We start from the raw sequence: 14,812 nt of genomic DNA on the forward strand, positions 1-14,812 counted from the left end.
ATCTGTAATGATCCAAAAGATCATTTGAATTGACAGACGCTTGACTTTCATTCAATTTTCAAAGGGCAGTTTGTCTGCCGCCTTTCAAAGCGACATACTCAATCGTACCAACTCATTCAAACAGAGTCAATACCTTATTTAAAATCTTTTTCTTTTTAAATGGTGGGCCTGAGTGGACTTGAACCACCGACCTCACGCTTATCAGGCGTGCGCTCTGACCGACTGAGCTACAGGCCCCGGTTTCTGTTTCCGGGCATAAAAAAAGACAACCCGTTTTATTCAGTTGAAGAATAACATGGAGCGGGTGATGGGAATCGAACCCACGACATCAGCTTGGAAGGCTGAGGTTTTACCACTAAACTACACCCGCAGAAGATGGTCGGGAAGACAGGATTCGAACCTGCGACCCCTTGGTCCCAAACCAAGTGCTCTACCAAGCTGAGCTACTTCCCGTTCTTTGAAAGAATAAACTGCGAATCTCTTCGTCAACTTTATTCTTATTGTCAATTTTTCATACAGTCTATGTATGCTGTATAAAATGGTGCGCCCGAGAGGACTTGAACCCCTAACCTTCTGATTCGTAGTCAGACGCTCTGTCCAGTTGAGCTACGGGCGCTTTCATGGTGCGGTCGAGAGGACTTGAACCTCCACGGGATAAACTCCCACTAGGCCCTCAACCTAGCGCGTCTGCCGATTCCGCCACGACCGCGGATTTTTTATGGATAAAATGGTGCGGGCGGAGGGACTTGAACCCTCACGTCATAGACACTAGATCCTAAATCTAGCGCGTCTGCCGATTCCGCCACACCCGCATAGATGGCTGGGCTAGCTGGATTCGAACCAGCGCATCACGGAATCAAAATCCGATGCCTTACCGCTTGGCTATAGCCCATTCTTGTATGGAAATTTAAAATGGCGGGCCTGACGGGAATCGAACCCGCGATCTCCTGCGTGACAGGCAGGCATGTTAACCGCTACACCACAGGCCCTTTTGAAAAGAATAAACTGCGAATCTCTGAGTCAGCTGCACTTGTGTCATCAGGTCACGTACTTAGGTACGTCCCTTCTTCTGCTTTCCTGCTTCCCTGAACTTTCTAAAAGCAGGGAGACAATTCAGTATATCAGCTGGATTGGCGTTTATCAATGTTTTGTTTTAAATGGTGGAGGGTGACGGGATCGAACCGCCGACCTCCTGCTTGTAAGGCAGATGCTCTCCCAGCTGAGCTAACCCTCCGTGGTGACCCGTACGGGATTCGAACCCGTGTTACTGCCGTGAAAGGGCAGTGTCTTAACCACTTGACCAACGGGCCGTTGTAGATGGCGGAGAAGGAGGGATTTGAACCCTCGCGCCGCTTTCGCGACCTGCACCCTTAGCAGGGGTGTCCCTTCAGCCACTTGGGTACTTCTCCATGGCTCCACAGGTAGGATTCGAACCTACGACCGATCGGTTAACAGCCGATAGCTCTACCACTGAGCTACTGTGGAATGTTTTGAAATACGCTGTCTTCAGCGACAAGATTCATTGTATCGAATTCATTATGTAATGTCAATGAGCTGTTTTAAATCGATTTTTCATCGAATTCCTTCAATATTCATTGACTGCTGTGCTCCTGTGTGAAGCGACTTTTATAATATAACACGGGGTTTTAAAATTGGTCAAGGGGATTGATTTATTTTTTTCAACACACCGCCGCAGCGGCCGCATACGAACTTTTCCGTATTCACTCTACGCTTTCGCTTAAAAGCAGCGCCGCAGGATGAACACTCATAATAGTGAATGACGCGAGACTGATTTTTCTGATCCGGCATCGAAGTGCAGTATCTTGCTCCGCCGACTTTCTCCAGCATTATTTTAAAATCTTTGTCCTTATGACGGTATCCTTTTCCTTCTATATGAAGATGATAATGACACAGCTCATGCTTAATGATGGCTTTTAGTTCCTCTTTTCCAAACCGCTCGTAGTGTTTGGGATTTAATTCGATGTGGTGGGTGCCGAGCATGTAGCGTCCACCGGTCGTCCGAAGTCTGTTGTTAAAGACGGCTTGATGCCTGAAAGGACGCTGAAAGAATGCAATCGACAGTTCTTCTGTCAGCTGCTGTAATTCCGATTGATTCATATTCTGCCTCTCTTTCCTGTCAATGTTGACAAACCCCCGCTCATATACATAAAAGACCAGTAATACTTTTCTTATTTTACGTGCCGAGGAGGGGATCCGCAATGCCTGCCTGGTTTATGAAACAGATGAAAAAAGCTTTTCTTGAAAAAAACAGGCGCGAAGTCCGCATCCTGAATCAGTGTTGGTTTGATTATCTATGGAAACAAAAAAATACAGCGGGAGACAGTAAAAATTACTAAGTGCTCCCACTGTGTTTTCCTTTTATGCTTCAGTCTGTTTGCCGGGTTCGATCATTGTGAGCGCAATCCGCCCTTTTTTCTGGTCTACCTCTTCCACCCATACTGTTACGACGTCTCCAACCGAGACTTCTTCCATCGGGTGTTTGATGAAACGGGAGGCCAGTTTTGAAATGTGGACAAGGCCGTCCTGTTTCACCCCTATATCCACAAACGCCCCAAAATCCACGACATTGCGCACCGTTCCCTGCAGCTCCATTCCTTTGGCAAGGTCGTCCATGCTCATCACGCTTTTTTTCAAAATCGGTGCCGCTAATTGATCACGGGGATCGCGGGTCGGGCGTTTCAGATCTTCAACAATATCCCGGAGAGTCGGCACCCCTGCATCCAGTTCTTCCGCCGCTTCACGCACATCCAGTTGATCCAGTTTTTCCTTTATATCAACTGATCCGGCATCTACGGCCTCTGCCTCTATCTGTTCAAGCAGCTTCCAGGCGGTACGGTAACTTTCCGGATGTATAGCCGTCCGGTCGAGAGGTTCCTCGCCGCCTTGGATCCGCAGGAAACCGGCAGCCTGTTCAAATGTTTTCGCCCCAAGCCGCGGTACTTTCTGCAGCTCTTTCCTATTCTTAAAAGAACCTTTCTCATCTCGTGCCTGAATAATATTATCGGCTACCGCTTTTGACAGTCCGGACACGTATTGCAGCAGGCTTGACGATGCGCTGTTCACCTCGACCCCGACTTGGTTGACGGCTGTTTCCACCACAAATTTCAGGGATTCCTGCAGTCTGCTCTGGGAAACATCATGCTGGTACTGGCCGACTCCGACAGACTGTGGATCAATCTTCACAAGTTCAGCCAGCGGATCCTGCACACGTCTTGCAATCGACACCGCGCTCCGCTCTTCCACTTCAAGTTCCGGAAACTCTTCGCGTGCGAGCGGCGATGCCGAGTAGACACTGGCTCCGGCTTCATTAACGATAAGGTAGGACGCATCCGTCTCAAGCTCTGGAATAACATCGGCGACAAACTGTTCTGTCTCCCGCGAAGCCGTGCCGTTGCCTACGACAATAATTTCCACTCCGTATCGTTTCACAAGTTCCTGTACTTTGGCTTTTGCTTTCTGCACTTCGTTTTTCGGTGGAACCGGATAAATGACACCTACTTCCATCATTTTGCCCGTTTCATTTACGACAGCCAGTTTACAGCCGGTGCGGTAAGCAGGGTCGACTCCAAGAATGACTTTTCCTTTTACTGGAGGCTGGAGAAGCAGGTTCTTCAGGTTCTCCGAAAAAATATGAATCGCCTGTTCCTCCGCTTTTTCCGTTAATTCCTTGCGAAGTTCACGTTCGATGGCAGGAGCAATTAAACGTTTATAAGCATCTTCGTATGATTCCTTCAAATATGGTACCGCCGGAGAACCAAAGCGCTGTATCACGTGTTTTTCAAGAAAAGAATAAACCGGATCTTCCGTCATCTGTATCGATACTTTCAGAACATCTTCTTTTTCCCCGCGGTTCATGGCAAGTACGCGGTGCGATGGAACCTTGCGGATAGGTTCTTCATACTCGTAATACATTTCATAGATACCCTGCTCGTCCTCGGCTTTAGACTTTTTCGCTGCTGTCATACGACCCTGGCGGGAAGTGATCTCACGTATCTGCTTTCGTACCTCAGCATGGTCGGATATCCATTCCGCCATAATATCGCGGGCTCCCTGCAGGGCTTCTTCCACAGAGTGAACGCCCTGCTCCGGTGAGACAAACGGCGCAGCTTCAGCAGTAATGTCTCCTTCCCGCGGCTGCGAAAATATGTATTCGGCAAGAGGTTCAAGTCCTTTTTCTTTTGCTTTGACCGCTCTTGTTCTCCGTTTTTGACGATACGGCCGGTAAAGATCTTCCACTTCCTGGAGTTTTGCCGATGCTTCAATGGCACCTCGCAGGTCTTCTGTTAATTTGCCCTGTTCATCAATCAGACGTAGCACTTCCTGTTTACGGTCACTCAGCTGTTTTCCGTACTGCCATGCTTCCTGGACGTCGCGGATCTGTATTTCATCAGCGCCGCCGCTCTGTTCTTTCCGGTAGCGGGCAATAAACGGTACCGTATTCCCTTCTTCAAGAAGCTCGATAATATTGTGCACCGCATCCCGGCGAAGTTTCACATCATTTGTGATATGTTCCAGTAAAACATTCTGAGTTTCTTCCGACATTGTCATGTGTCTGCTGCCCCTTTCTTTCCCTGCCATTCTTTTCTATCATAACATGAATGACTTACGTTAACGTTTCATAAAAAAAGAGCCGCTGCGGGGCGGGCTCTCCTCATATAATATGTCCTATGACAACAGTTATATCATCATTTTGCTGCTGTGCCTTTTCCGAAAAATACTGAATGGATGCCCCGGGAGAGGTGGAATGTTTCATCGTTTCCCGTTCGCACTTTGACATCATGATGCCGTCAGAATGCATGACAAAGTGACTCCCCTGCTCTATTGGGAATTTTTGTATCCGGTAACTGCATGTACGGCCGGAAAGATACCCTGGTGCCGGCATCGGACGTTTTAATTCACCATCAGCCGAAAACAGATACGTTTCCACGTTCCCGATGTTGCCATAAATCATTTCACCAGAGTGAAAATCGGCTTTCAAAACCGTCATGACCACACCGCGCTCTTGAAAAAGTTCCCGGTTGCACTGCTGAAGTATCGTTTCAATACGGTGGCCGTGATATGTACGCACCACGTCCATCGCGATTAACGCGGACCGGCGCGCCGGTTCTCCACTTCCAAGTCCATCAGCTAAAGCACAGAGAAAATACGATTCAGTCTCTATCGTCACATAGGCGTCCCCGCAGCATCCAGCTCCTTGTTTTTCCTGCTGGAACGCTGCAATTTCAACCTTTGCATGTGTTTGATTTTCAATCATCATAGACACTCCGATGGTTCCACTCTGATGGAATCTCTTAATTTCTGCAAAGCCCGGCGCTGCAGACGGGATACGTGCATCTGGGAAATGCCGAGCTGCTCTCCTGTCTCTTTTTGGCTGAGGTTGTCAAAATAGGTGCATTGAAGAATTTCTTTTTCCCGGTCCGTAAGCACGGTGAAAGCTTTCTCAAGAAGGAGGTGTTGATCCGTTTTTTCGTACCCTTCCTCGGTTGAACCGACAAGATCAAGCAACGTAACGGCACTGCCTTCCTGATCCGCTTCAATGGACCGGTCCACCGACAGAGCCTGGTAACTTTTGCCCATCTCCATCGTTTCCAGTACTTCTTCCTCACTTACCTCCAGATAGGTCGCAATTTCTTCCACCTGCGGAGAACGCTGCAGGTCACTGGTCAAGTCTTCCACGGCCTTCTTAATCCGCGGTCCGAGCTCCTTGATTCTCCTTGGGACATGGACACTCCACGTTTTGTCACGTATAAAGCGTTTAATCTCCCCGACAATGGTAGGGACAGCAAAGGATTCAAAACTGCGGTTATAGGAGGCATCAAAACGACGAAGAGCTGCCAGAAGGCCGATCATCCCAACCTGGTATAAATCATCGTCATGGTCCTGTCCACGCGAAAATTTACGCGCCAGAGACTGGACCAGCTGCTCAAAGTGCTTTACCAGCTTGGTCTGAACTTCTTCCGTTGGGTTTTCCTGAAACTGGCGTATCCATTCGTAAATTTCTTCATTATCCTGATCATTGCTGCTTTTGTGCGTTTGTTTCTGGGATTCCGTTGACATTGTGTTCCCTCCCATCTCCTTGCAGGAACTTCGTCATCACAATGGCGACTCCTTTTTCTCCGTTAATTTCGACTTCATCCATTAAGGAGTCTATCAGAAAGAGCCCCAAACCTCCTTCCTTCATATCTTCAATAGGTTTGGCTGCATCAACCGGACCAAGTCCTTTTTTCATATTCTCCATATCAAAACTCTGTCCCCGGTCTGCGATCACAATTTCGATTTTGTCCCGGTAAATGTCGCAGATTATCCGGATAAATCCATCTTCTTCATATGCGTGGTCGACAACGTTCGTACAAGCTTCGGCCACCGCTACTTTTAAATCTTCAATGTCATCATAGGAATATCCGGCACGACTTGCAATACCGGAAACCGTAAGCCTTGCCACACCTACATATTCAGCCCGCGCCGGGATTTTCATTTCGATGTGGTCCAATCTATTTTTATCCATCACTGGGCTTCCTCCTCTTCTTCGATGTCCATCACTTCATCTAAACCAGTAATAGAAAACAATCGTTTCACACGTTCATTCAGTCCCGTCAGCTGGAGTGAACTGCCGTTGCTGTTGGCTGATTTAAGCGCTCCGATAAAAATTCCGAGCCCGGTGCTGTCAATGTAATCAACCCCTTTTAAATCCACAACAATATCGGCGCCTTCTTTTTCCGTGAGTGGAAGAAGGGATTCACGGAGCTGCGCAGCCGTGTAAGCGTCTATTTCTCCACCGACAAACAACACGGTTTTCCCGTCCAGCTCTTCTGTTCGGATATCAAGGTTCATAAAGGTACCTCCTATAATCAAGCCAAAAGATGATATTCTTATATTTAAACGTTTGCTTATGACGTAAAAGTACAACCAGGTCTTTCGTACTCTAGCTGTTTTGTTTCCCCTGTGTTTTCTTATTTAAACCTCTCTTCTCAAAATGACCAGGGAAAAATCATCACGCAGGCGGAATCCCTGTAATCTTTCCAGCTGATAAAACACATTGTTGACAATCTCCTGTGCGGAAAGATGGCTGTAGTTCCGGATCATGCGGGTCAATTCTTCTCTTTCAATAAAACCTTCATCCGTCCGGCATTCGGTCACCCCGTCGGAAAGCAGGACGATAAAGTCACCTGCTTCTACTCTTTTATGGTATTCCCGGAATCTTGTATCCCTATCCAGGCCAAGTACCAGCCCTTTGGCATAAAGATCTTCAAACCGGTCCTCCGCATGATTGTAAAACAGCCCCGGTTCGTGGCCGGCACCTGAATAATAAAAATGATGTACACGCGGATCATAAGACCCATACATCATTGTAATAAACATATTGGAAGCAACATTACGCTCTACCACTCTGTTGAGATTTTCCAGTAAAGCCCCCGGCTGCAGTCTTTGTTCCGGAAGACTGTCCATACCGTACTTGATCATCGACATACAGAGAGCAGCCGGCACTCCTTTCCCGATAATATCGGCAATCGCCACCCCGATGCAGCCATTATCATCTTTGACAAAATGATAATAGTCCCCGCTCATTTTTGAAGCGGGGACACTGATTACACCGATATCAATATCATCCACTTCAGGTATCTCATCCGGCAGAAATGTCTGCTGCATGTTCGCCGCCACATTAATTTCGGATTCCAGTTCTTTCTGTTTATCTCTTAATATCTGGTGTTCCCGGTAAGCCATTCCGTATCCCATCATAATTTCAATTAAAAAATCAAAGGAATCACGCGCGCCCTGCGGGAGATTCGGATAAAACTGCTCCAGGGCTTCAATGTGAAGACTGACTACTTCTTCCGGGGAAATCTGGTTTTCCAGCACTTTTTTGCTGAATTGTTGTGCCTGGTATAGTCCTGTTTCATTTTTTTCCTGTAGATAGGTACGCAGTATATTTACATACTGTTCCTGCATCAAACGGTAAGCATCAGCCAAAATCCAATCCCCCCAACGTTAACGAAGCCATTTTATTGTTGTGATTTCTGTTCCTTCCCCGGCGACCGAGTCGATATCAAATTCATCCATCAGCCGCTTCACTCCCGGAAGTCCGGCACCCAGCCCCCCTGAGGTGGTATATCCGTCTTCCATAACTTCCCGGATGCTTTTAATCCCGGGGCCCTGGTCTTTTGCGACTATCTTCAGCCCTCGTTTGGCTCCTCCGGTTTCTTTTCCTTCGATCCCTTCGAGCACAATTTCACCTTTTTCCGCATACAGGTATATGTTTCGGGCGAGTTCTGAGATAGCGGTAGTGATCCTTGCCTGGTCCACTCCTGCAAATCCCAGTTCTTTTGCGAGGTTCCGTCCTGCCTGTCTCGCCGAAACAATGCCCCATTCACTGTGTACTTCAACGTTGGATTGAACACTCATCTTCATGCCTCCAATTCCTGTTGAAGTTTTTCCAGACCCTGCTCTAGATCAAGTGCTGTCGGCACTTCTTCAAGCATGATCCCCATATCAATCAATGTGATGGCAACCCCCGGCTGAATACCGGTGAGTACAACTTTGGCCCCCATTAAATTGGACATTTCCACGACATCACCGAGTACTTTGGCAATGAAAGAATCAATCATATCAACCGACGTCAAATCAATAACGACGCCCGCCGATCCCTCCTGGTGGATTTTATTCAGTAAATCTTCCTGGAATTGAAGAGCGGTCTGGTCGTCCAGGTCCACCTGGACGGAAATCAATAAGTATCGTTTAAGCTTTAAAATAGGTATGCGCACGACTTCAATCCCCCCGATCTGCATTTTAGTATTTTCTGTGTATTATAGATTTACAATCTGCCGGTTTGTCCGTTCGAGACCGGATTCAATCCCTTTGCGGAGGGTGCTTTTCGTCGGGAATTTCCCAAGGTCAATGCCGAGATTGACGATAGTCTGGGCGATTTCCGGGCGTATCCCAACAAGAATACACTCTGCCCCGACAAGACGGACGGCTTCTGCCGCCTGAATAATATGATGAGCCACCATCGTATCCACCACCGGAACTCCGGTAATATCTATTAACACCACCTGTGACCGGTGTTCAATGATGCCCTCCAGCAGATTTTCCATAATCAGTTTTGCCCGTTCCGTATCGATTGTTCCAATCAGCGGCATCACACTGATATGTTCAAAAACCGGTATTAACGGGGCGGACAATTCCTGCAGGGCCAGTTTCTGAATCTCAAGGGTATGCTCCCAGGAACCGGTATATTCATCCACCATCTGGTTTACAATGCTGTCAATCCAATTTTCTGTTTCCTGAAACGTTTCAAAAACTTTGCTGGAAGGTATAGTATTGTCAGTCGTCATGAACGAGAGCAGCACACGCCGGAACAGCTGAAGTCCCTTCGTGAAATAACTGAGCGGCCATCCGGAATGTATCAAACGTTCCGAAAAAGAGCGGAGGCGTTCCCGGGCTTCTTCTTCGTCCATTTCAAGCGTACCGATAATGACATCGGCAAACTCCTGATTTATATACGTGACAACTCTTTGAGGAGAACTTTCTGTGAATTCATTCTCCTGGAAGGTGATCATCTCGTTTTTCCACTGCTCTATCACTTCATAACGGTGAGTATAGATCATTTCAATGACAGATGACTGCATAAATAAACTCCTCCACTATCCTATTCCGCTGCTTTTACAACATGGGACTTCGCATTCCCTTATCGTCATATACTTGTGTTTCTATTATTTCATGACTTAGTGCCGGGCGCAAATAAATCCTTCTTTTTTTCGACGAAATATTTTATATTGGGAGGAAAACAAAAAAACTGCGCGCCTCTCCAAGGCACAACAGTTTTTATTCGTTTCTTTATCAATTTAGAAAAAAGAAATAATGCCGGGGCAGATGGATGTCCTGCCGGGCATCCTGTTCATACTCCGCTCACGAGCCTGTCGTCTACAGAATTTTCCGCTTCTTCTTCGGCAAGAAAGGATTCTGAGGCGATATGCAGATTGATGTTGGCCATTTCAAGGTAACCCTGCTGCATCGATTCCCGATTTCTGCGTTTCCGGCGCTCTCTGAGATAAAATTCCGCGGCCTGATAGATAAAATCATGACGGTCCGTGTTATCCTCCTCCACGATTCTATCCAGTTCGTTCAGCAGATACTCAGGGAGACTGACTTTGATTTGCTTGGTGCTACTTTGATGCACGCCACATACACCTCCAGCTTACGCCTTACTTCTCTTTTCAGCTAAATTTATAATAGCATTTCACCCTGCCGTTTGCAAAGGTCTTTTGGGCTTTGGGGGTTTTATCTTGTCAGGCATTTATCTGCTGTCTGACATAACAGCGTGGAACCCGGCTGCTGATCATACACGGAATTTCATAGGTAATGGTCCCAATTCTCCGGGCTGCCTCCAGCACGCTGATATGTTCGGAGTTCTGACTTCCTATCAACGTCACCTTCGTTCCAACCGGCACCCAGGCCGGAAGCCGGATCATCATCTGGTCCATACAGATCCGGCCGACAATAGGCACCCGCTCTCCATTAACGAGAACCTCGCCGCCTTCTGAAGAGTGATATCTGTACCAGCCGTCTGCATACCCTATCGGCACCGTGGCTATCCATTCTTCTGCGTTTGTGGTATACGAAGCCCCGTAGCTGATGCTCTCCCCTGGTTCAGTCTGTTTTATATGCACAATACGGCTGTGCAGGGAAAAAGCCTCTTTCAGCGGAAAAGGAAGTTCTTCTGTGATTTCTGCAGAAGGGGTCAGACCGTACATGGATATGCCGAACCGCACCATATTAAAACAATGCTCTGGAAAACGAAGAGCAGTGGCGCTGTTTCCGCAGTGCACATAAGGAAGCGGACCGATGGCGGCATTCAACAGTCCAAGCACCTGAAGAAAACGCCTGTACTGTGCATTCCAGTACGTTGTATCCAGTTCATCAGCCGTTGCGAAATGGGTGAATACTCCTTCTGCCTGAATGGAGGCCATACTGTCCAGAACACGAATAAAAGACAGAATCTCTTCTTCATCTTTCATGCCGATGCGTCCCATTCCCGTATCCACTTTAATATGGATCAAAAGAGGCGGATGATCTTTTGATAAATACGTTTCGGCCGTCTGCAGCCACTCGTTTTGAAACACAGTGACACGGATGCCGTACTGCTGGGCAGTCCCTGCATCTTCGGGATTGATACGGCCCAGCACCAGAATGGGGGTCTCGATTCCTGCTTCCCGCAGCTCCAGCGCTTCTTCCAGAAGAGCCGTCCCTAAAAACCGCGCCCCGGCCTCTATTGCTTCTTCCGCGCTTTCCACCGCACCGTGCCCGTACCCATCCGCTTTCACAACAGCCATGACATTCATCGGCTGCTTAAATAATTTCGTCACTTCGTTTACATTGTATTTTATATTTTCAAGATTTATTTCCGCCCACGTGTCGCGGTAGGAAGTTTTTTTAAAAGTCATGCTGGAATCGTCCCCTGTTATATGTTTTACCGGATACACCTACTATGATTATTATAGCGAATATTGAATCTGTCAATTCACGGTTAGACGTTATACCAAAGGGGCCGGAACAGAATCTTTAAATGAAGAAGGCCCCCACTACTGTGAGGGTTCTGCATAAAATGGGAGATTGTTTTAATCCAGGCTGCCATACTGCCTTCTCCGGTTATTTAACAGCCTGTGCGGGTGTTGTCATGGAACGGGCCACGGCCGCCATTTCTTCTCCGGTCAAATGGTTGGAAGCGAGCAGAAACTCCACTCCGCCGCTGTTCCAGACCAGTGAATCTTCCGTTCTTGCGCCGACAGCCGTATTCAGGTTCACCGGTTCTCCCTCACCCATATTAACATCTGCCGTTACCGCTTCGGCTGCCGCAGCTGTTTCCACAATGGTGAAGGGTTTGTCGCCTCCGTACGTCAAAACAATCCTTTTACCGCTGTCTGTCACGGTTTCTTCCTTGTCTTCCAACTCTGCTCCCTGTGGTTCAAATGTCGGATAAACGACTTCAAAGGATTCCCGCCGGCTCTGCTCCTCTTTTTCTTCGGCGGAAGCCGGCATTTCCATATTCGCAGCAGTCATATTCCGCTCCGTCTCGAAATCACTTTGTTCAAACTCAGCATTTTCTTCGAAATTTGAGAAGTCTACTGACACCAGCTCTTTGTAATCAGCATCATAGATTTTTACCGAGCGCGGGGCGAGTGTTTTCGTATCAAGCACAATCTCCTGATGGTGCAGGTTTTTATTCTGGTAGTTCGTTTTCGTTTCGAAAACATAGGTGTCTTCGTGGATGGAAAATGTACGCTCTGCATCCATTAAAATATCGGAAATCAGAGACTCGTACAAATACACCTGGCTGTTGTTGTTCGGCCAGTCACTTTGGAAACGGAAACTTTTGTTCAGCGACGGTGTCAGCACAAACACCCCGTCATCATTGCGGATGATCATTTGATTCTGCTCTTCGTTTTCATTCTGGAGATCCACTTTATAATATTTGTTCTGCTCATTCTGCATGTACGAAACGCCGACGTCATACATTCTCGGCTCATCACCGGTTTCAAGTGTCATGGAAGCCTCTGTCTTATAACCACTCATGTCCTGCAGCTTCCGGTCCAGGTCCTGCATCACTTCTTCCTGCGATTTTTCGCCGCAGGCTGCAAGCAGCATGGTCAGAAGAAGCAGGAAAAAGCCTGCATACGTTAATCTTCGCACAGTAGCATTTCTCCTTTGTCCGTAAAATAACGACAAAGGAGGGAACCTTCCTTACAAAGAGGAAATAATAGAACGAAATGCGGGCGGCAGGTAAGAAATGATATCACTTGATGCCATGGCATAGGAGTCAAATTCATGTTCTACAGCGAAATCCGCTGCCAGGCCGTGCAGATACACAGCATTGCTCACGGCCGGCTGTATCTCCTGTCTTTGGAGGAGCATTCCAAGAATCATGCCCGTCAGGATATCACCGGTGCCGCCTCTTGCAAGCGCCTCATTGCCCGTTGTATTAACAGTCTGAGTGCCATCGGGCATGGTAACAAGCGTATGAGGACCTTTCAGAACAACACAGCAGTTGTAACGGGCGGCAGTCTCTCTGGAGAGACTGAAACGTCTTTGAGTAACTTCCCGGACAGAAACACCGGCAAGTCGTGCCATTTCCCCCGGATGAGGGGTCAAGATGACCGGCTGGCGGCGCTGCTGCAACGCCTCGATGTGTTCCGGCAGAAAATAGAGCGCGTCTGCGTCAAACAGAAGCGGCCCTCCTGCTTGTTCCACCAATTGTTTTACAAGCGTTTCAGCCCCTTTTCCACGACCCATACCGGGTCCGGCCGCCACCGCATCATAAGCACCTGCAGAAAGGTCGTCCGCCCGGATCTCGGGAGAGAAATACCCATTCTCTTCCTGAAGCGGAAGCATCATTACCTCCGGCGGAGCGCCTGCCGGTACAGCAGCGGCCGAAGAAGGGAATGCAGCCGTCAGAAGTCCGGCACCGCTGTAAAGACAGGCCGTCGATGCCATCCGAACGGCTCCCGGCATTGCCGCTGATCCACCGATGAGCAGTCCCCTTCCGTGATCCCCTTTATGAGCATCCACCGACCGTTTGTTGAGCGTGCGGGCCGTATCCTGCCCCGTCCAAAGCTGCTTTTTCTCTTTTTCTTTTCTGAGAGCTGCGCCCGGCAGTCCGATATCAACTACTTCAATCTCCCCGTAAAAGGGCGAGGCAGGCTGTAGATAGGCGCTGATCTTCGGGTACTGCAGGGTGATGGTGAAATCAGCCTGTACGGCTGTCTCCGGCACAGGGTCTTCGCCGGAAGGAACACCGCTTGGAATATCCACCGCGGCGACTGTCCCCTCTGCTTCATTCAGTACATCGGCAGCTTCTTTGAACGGTTCCCGCAGACCACCCTTCACACCGGTTCCGAGCATCGCATCGACAATAAGGATATACTCCTTTTGGATCCGCTCTGATTCCTTTTCGGACCAATACCCCCATGTGAAACCACATCGTTCGTAAAGATCTTTGTGGTACAACGCCGCCCCCTGAAAAGCATCGGCGTTAGACAAGAGCAGGACATCCACATTCCATCCCTTTTCCTGCAGCACTCTTGCCAGCACAAATCCGTCTCCTCCGTTATTGCCTTTGCCGATCAGAACCACTGTCTTCGTGCCGGCAGCAGACGTATTTTTTCTTTCAAGAGCGTGCGCCGCTTCCCGCCCGGCGTTTTCCATCAACAGTTCTTCCTTCATTCCTACATCGTCCATGGCATAACGATCCATTTCTCTCATTTCTTCACCTGTAACCACCTGCATGTCAGGTCCCTCCCAACCGCACTTTATTTCTATGAGACAATCTCACGGGTTATGCAAACAAGCCGTCTCTTCCTTCGAGAACCACCTGGGCGGCGGCATACTCTCTACTGTGGGTAATCGAGAGGTGAACGTATTCATCGATTTCCGCAAAAAGGCAGGGTCTCCCGCGTCCATCAGGGAGAATCTCTATATCCTGAAAACCGAACCGGCCTGAAATTCCGGTTCCGACTGCTTTCACAAATGCTTCTTTTGCAGCAAAACGTCCGGCTGCGAATTCGACTTTGCGCCAGCCCTCGCAGCTGCTCATCCGCTCCTGTTCAGCGGGTGTGAGGATACGTGCTTCAAAACGTTCTGACTTCGCCATCAGCCGCTTGATCCGCGGAAGCTCAACCATATCTATACCGATTCCTTTTATCATGCTTCCTCCTCCATCATCACTCTCTTCCATTCGCCCCGCTCCTGTTTCCTATGCTAAAATAAAAAAACGCACCGCCATTTTAGCTGAAAAGGAGTG

The 14,812-nt window shown here is 48.4% G+C and carries 16 protein-coding genes and 12 tRNA genes; 1 reads left to right on the forward strand and 27 read right to left on the reverse strand.

What is annotated here, in order from left to right:
• Positions 1–160: 160 nt before the first annotated feature.
• The 13 genes from ACFSUB_RS10575 to ACFSUB_RS10635 all read right to left on the reverse strand — a co-directional run bounded on the left by ACFSUB_RS10575 (position 161) and on the right by ACFSUB_RS10635 (position 2,118).
• A tRNA-Ile gene (locus ACFSUB_RS10575) sits at positions 161–237 on the reverse strand.
• A gap of 59 nt (positions 238–296) precedes the next feature.
• Positions 297–370 (reverse strand) — tRNA-Gly (locus ACFSUB_RS10580).
• A 6-nt stretch (positions 371–376) separates the two neighbouring features.
• Positions 377–453: transfer RNA gene (locus ACFSUB_RS10585), tRNA-Pro, on the reverse strand.
• 86 nt (positions 454–539) lie between these two features.
• A tRNA-Arg gene (locus tag ACFSUB_RS10590) sits at positions 540–616 on the reverse strand.
• A gap of 5 nt (positions 617–621) precedes the next feature.
• A tRNA-Leu gene (locus ACFSUB_RS10595) sits at positions 622–709 on the reverse strand.
• A 19-nt stretch (positions 710–728) separates the two neighbouring features.
• A tRNA-Leu gene (locus ACFSUB_RS10600) sits at positions 729–812 on the reverse strand.
• 5 nt (positions 813–817) lie between these two features.
• A tRNA-Gln gene (locus ACFSUB_RS10605) sits at positions 818–892 on the reverse strand.
• Between the two features lie 21 nt (positions 893–913).
• A tRNA-Asp gene (locus tag ACFSUB_RS10610) sits at positions 914–989 on the reverse strand.
• Positions 990–1,158: 169 nt separating this feature from the next.
• Positions 1,159–1,234, reverse strand: a tRNA-Val gene (locus ACFSUB_RS10615).
• 1 nt (position 1,235) lies between these two features.
• A tRNA-Glu gene (locus tag ACFSUB_RS10620) sits at positions 1,236–1,310 on the reverse strand.
• Positions 1,311–1,318: 8 nt separating this feature from the next.
• Positions 1,319–1,409 (reverse strand) — tRNA-Ser (locus ACFSUB_RS10625).
• A 1-nt stretch (position 1,410) separates the two neighbouring features.
• Positions 1,411–1,485: transfer RNA gene (locus tag ACFSUB_RS10630), tRNA-Asn, on the reverse strand.
• A gap of 171 nt (positions 1,486–1,656) precedes the next feature.
• Positions 1,657–2,118: a SprT family protein gene (locus tag ACFSUB_RS10635; protein WP_380713241.1), complete on the reverse strand. Its 462-nt coding sequence runs from the start codon at positions 2,116–2,118 to the stop codon at positions 1,657–1,659.
• Positions 2,119–2,219: 101 nt separating this feature from the next.
• Between ACFSUB_RS10635 and cmpA the strand changes: the two genes are divergently transcribed.
• Entirely contained in the window at positions 2,220–2,357 is a 138-nt protein-coding gene (gene cmpA, locus ACFSUB_RS10640; protein WP_380713242.1) for a cortex morphogenetic protein CmpA, read from the forward strand.
• A gap of 22 nt (positions 2,358–2,379) precedes the next feature.
• Here cmpA and ACFSUB_RS10645 read toward each other — a convergent pair whose 3' ends face one another.
• From ACFSUB_RS10645 to acpS, 14 genes are all read right to left on the reverse strand, one after another.
• Positions 2,380–4,569, reverse strand: coding sequence for a Tex family protein (locus ACFSUB_RS10645; RefSeq protein WP_380713243.1), 2,190 nt, complete (start codon positions 4,567–4,569; stop codon positions 2,380–2,382).
• Between the two features lie 103 nt (positions 4,570–4,672).
• On the reverse strand, positions 4,673–5,275 hold the full coding sequence (locus ACFSUB_RS10650) for a PP2C family serine/threonine-protein phosphatase (RefSeq protein ID WP_380713244.1): 603 nt from the start codon (positions 5,273–5,275) through the stop codon (positions 4,673–4,675).
• Entirely contained in the window at positions 5,275–6,078 is an 804-nt protein-coding gene (sigB, locus tag ACFSUB_RS10655) for an RNA polymerase sigma factor SigB (protein ID WP_380713245.1), read from the reverse strand. Before sigB ends, ACFSUB_RS10650 begins: the two co-directional genes overlap by 1 nt.
• A complete protein-coding gene (gene rsbW / locus ACFSUB_RS10660) occupies positions 6,035–6,526 on the reverse strand; it encodes an anti-sigma B factor RsbW (RefSeq protein WP_380713637.1) in 492 nt (163 codons plus the stop codon). The genes sigB and rsbW overlap by 44 nt, the downstream gene beginning before the upstream one ends.
• Positions 6,526–6,852, reverse strand: a complete 327-nt coding sequence (locus ACFSUB_RS10665) for an STAS domain-containing protein (protein ID WP_380713246.1) — start codon at positions 6,850–6,852, stop codon at positions 6,526–6,528. Before ACFSUB_RS10665 ends, rsbW begins: the two co-directional genes overlap by 1 nt.
• A 123-nt stretch (positions 6,853–6,975) precedes the next feature.
• Positions 6,976–7,989, reverse strand: a complete 1,014-nt coding sequence (locus tag ACFSUB_RS10670; RefSeq protein ID WP_380713247.1) for a PP2C family protein-serine/threonine phosphatase — start codon at positions 7,987–7,989, stop codon at positions 6,976–6,978.
• A gap of 18 nt (positions 7,990–8,007) precedes the next feature.
• The gene (locus tag ACFSUB_RS10675; RefSeq protein ID WP_380713248.1) at positions 8,008–8,421 is read right to left on the reverse strand and encodes an anti-sigma regulatory factor; all 414 of its coding nucleotides are present in this window, start codon (positions 8,419–8,421) and stop codon (positions 8,008–8,010) included.
• A gap of 2 nt (positions 8,422–8,423) precedes the next feature.
• Positions 8,424–8,780 carry an STAS domain-containing protein gene (locus ACFSUB_RS10680; protein ID WP_380713249.1) on the reverse strand — a complete coding sequence of 119 codons (357 nt, stop codon included), beginning with the start codon at positions 8,778–8,780 and terminating at the stop codon, positions 8,424–8,426.
• A 42-nt stretch (positions 8,781–8,822) separates the two neighbouring features.
• Positions 8,823–9,644, reverse strand: coding sequence for an STAS domain-containing protein (locus ACFSUB_RS10685; RefSeq protein WP_380713250.1), 822 nt, complete (start codon positions 9,642–9,644; stop codon positions 8,823–8,825).
• 269 nt (positions 9,645–9,913) lie between these two features.
• Complete coding sequence (locus tag ACFSUB_RS10690) at positions 9,914–10,195, reverse strand: antitoxin (RefSeq protein WP_380713251.1); 282 nt, start codon at positions 10,193–10,195, stop codon at positions 9,914–9,916.
• A gap of 109 nt (positions 10,196–10,304) precedes the next feature.
• The gene (gene alr / locus ACFSUB_RS10695; RefSeq protein WP_380713252.1) at positions 10,305–11,459 is read right to left on the reverse strand and encodes an alanine racemase; all 1,155 of its coding nucleotides are present in this window, start codon (positions 11,457–11,459) and stop codon (positions 10,305–10,307) included.
• A 205-nt stretch (positions 11,460–11,664) separates the two neighbouring features.
• On the reverse strand, positions 11,665–12,705 hold the full coding sequence (locus ACFSUB_RS10700; protein ID WP_380713253.1) for a LolA family protein: 1,041 nt from the start codon (positions 12,703–12,705) through the stop codon (positions 11,665–11,667).
• Positions 12,706–12,756: 51 nt separating this feature from the next.
• The gene (locus ACFSUB_RS10705) at positions 12,757–14,298 is read right to left on the reverse strand and encodes an NAD(P)H-hydrate dehydratase (protein ID WP_380713254.1); all 1,542 of its coding nucleotides are present in this window, start codon (positions 14,296–14,298) and stop codon (positions 12,757–12,759) included.
• Positions 14,299–14,347: 49 nt separating this feature from the next.
• A complete protein-coding gene (gene acpS / locus ACFSUB_RS10710; protein ID WP_380713638.1) occupies positions 14,348–14,716 on the reverse strand; it encodes a holo-ACP synthase in 369 nt (122 codons plus the stop codon).
• Between the last annotated feature and the right edge of the window lie 96 nt (positions 14,717–14,812).

The organism is Salibacterium lacus, assembly GCF_042684865.1.
Taxonomy (GTDB): Bacteria; Bacillota; Bacilli; order Bacillales; family Marinococcaceae; genus Salibacterium; species Salibacterium lacus.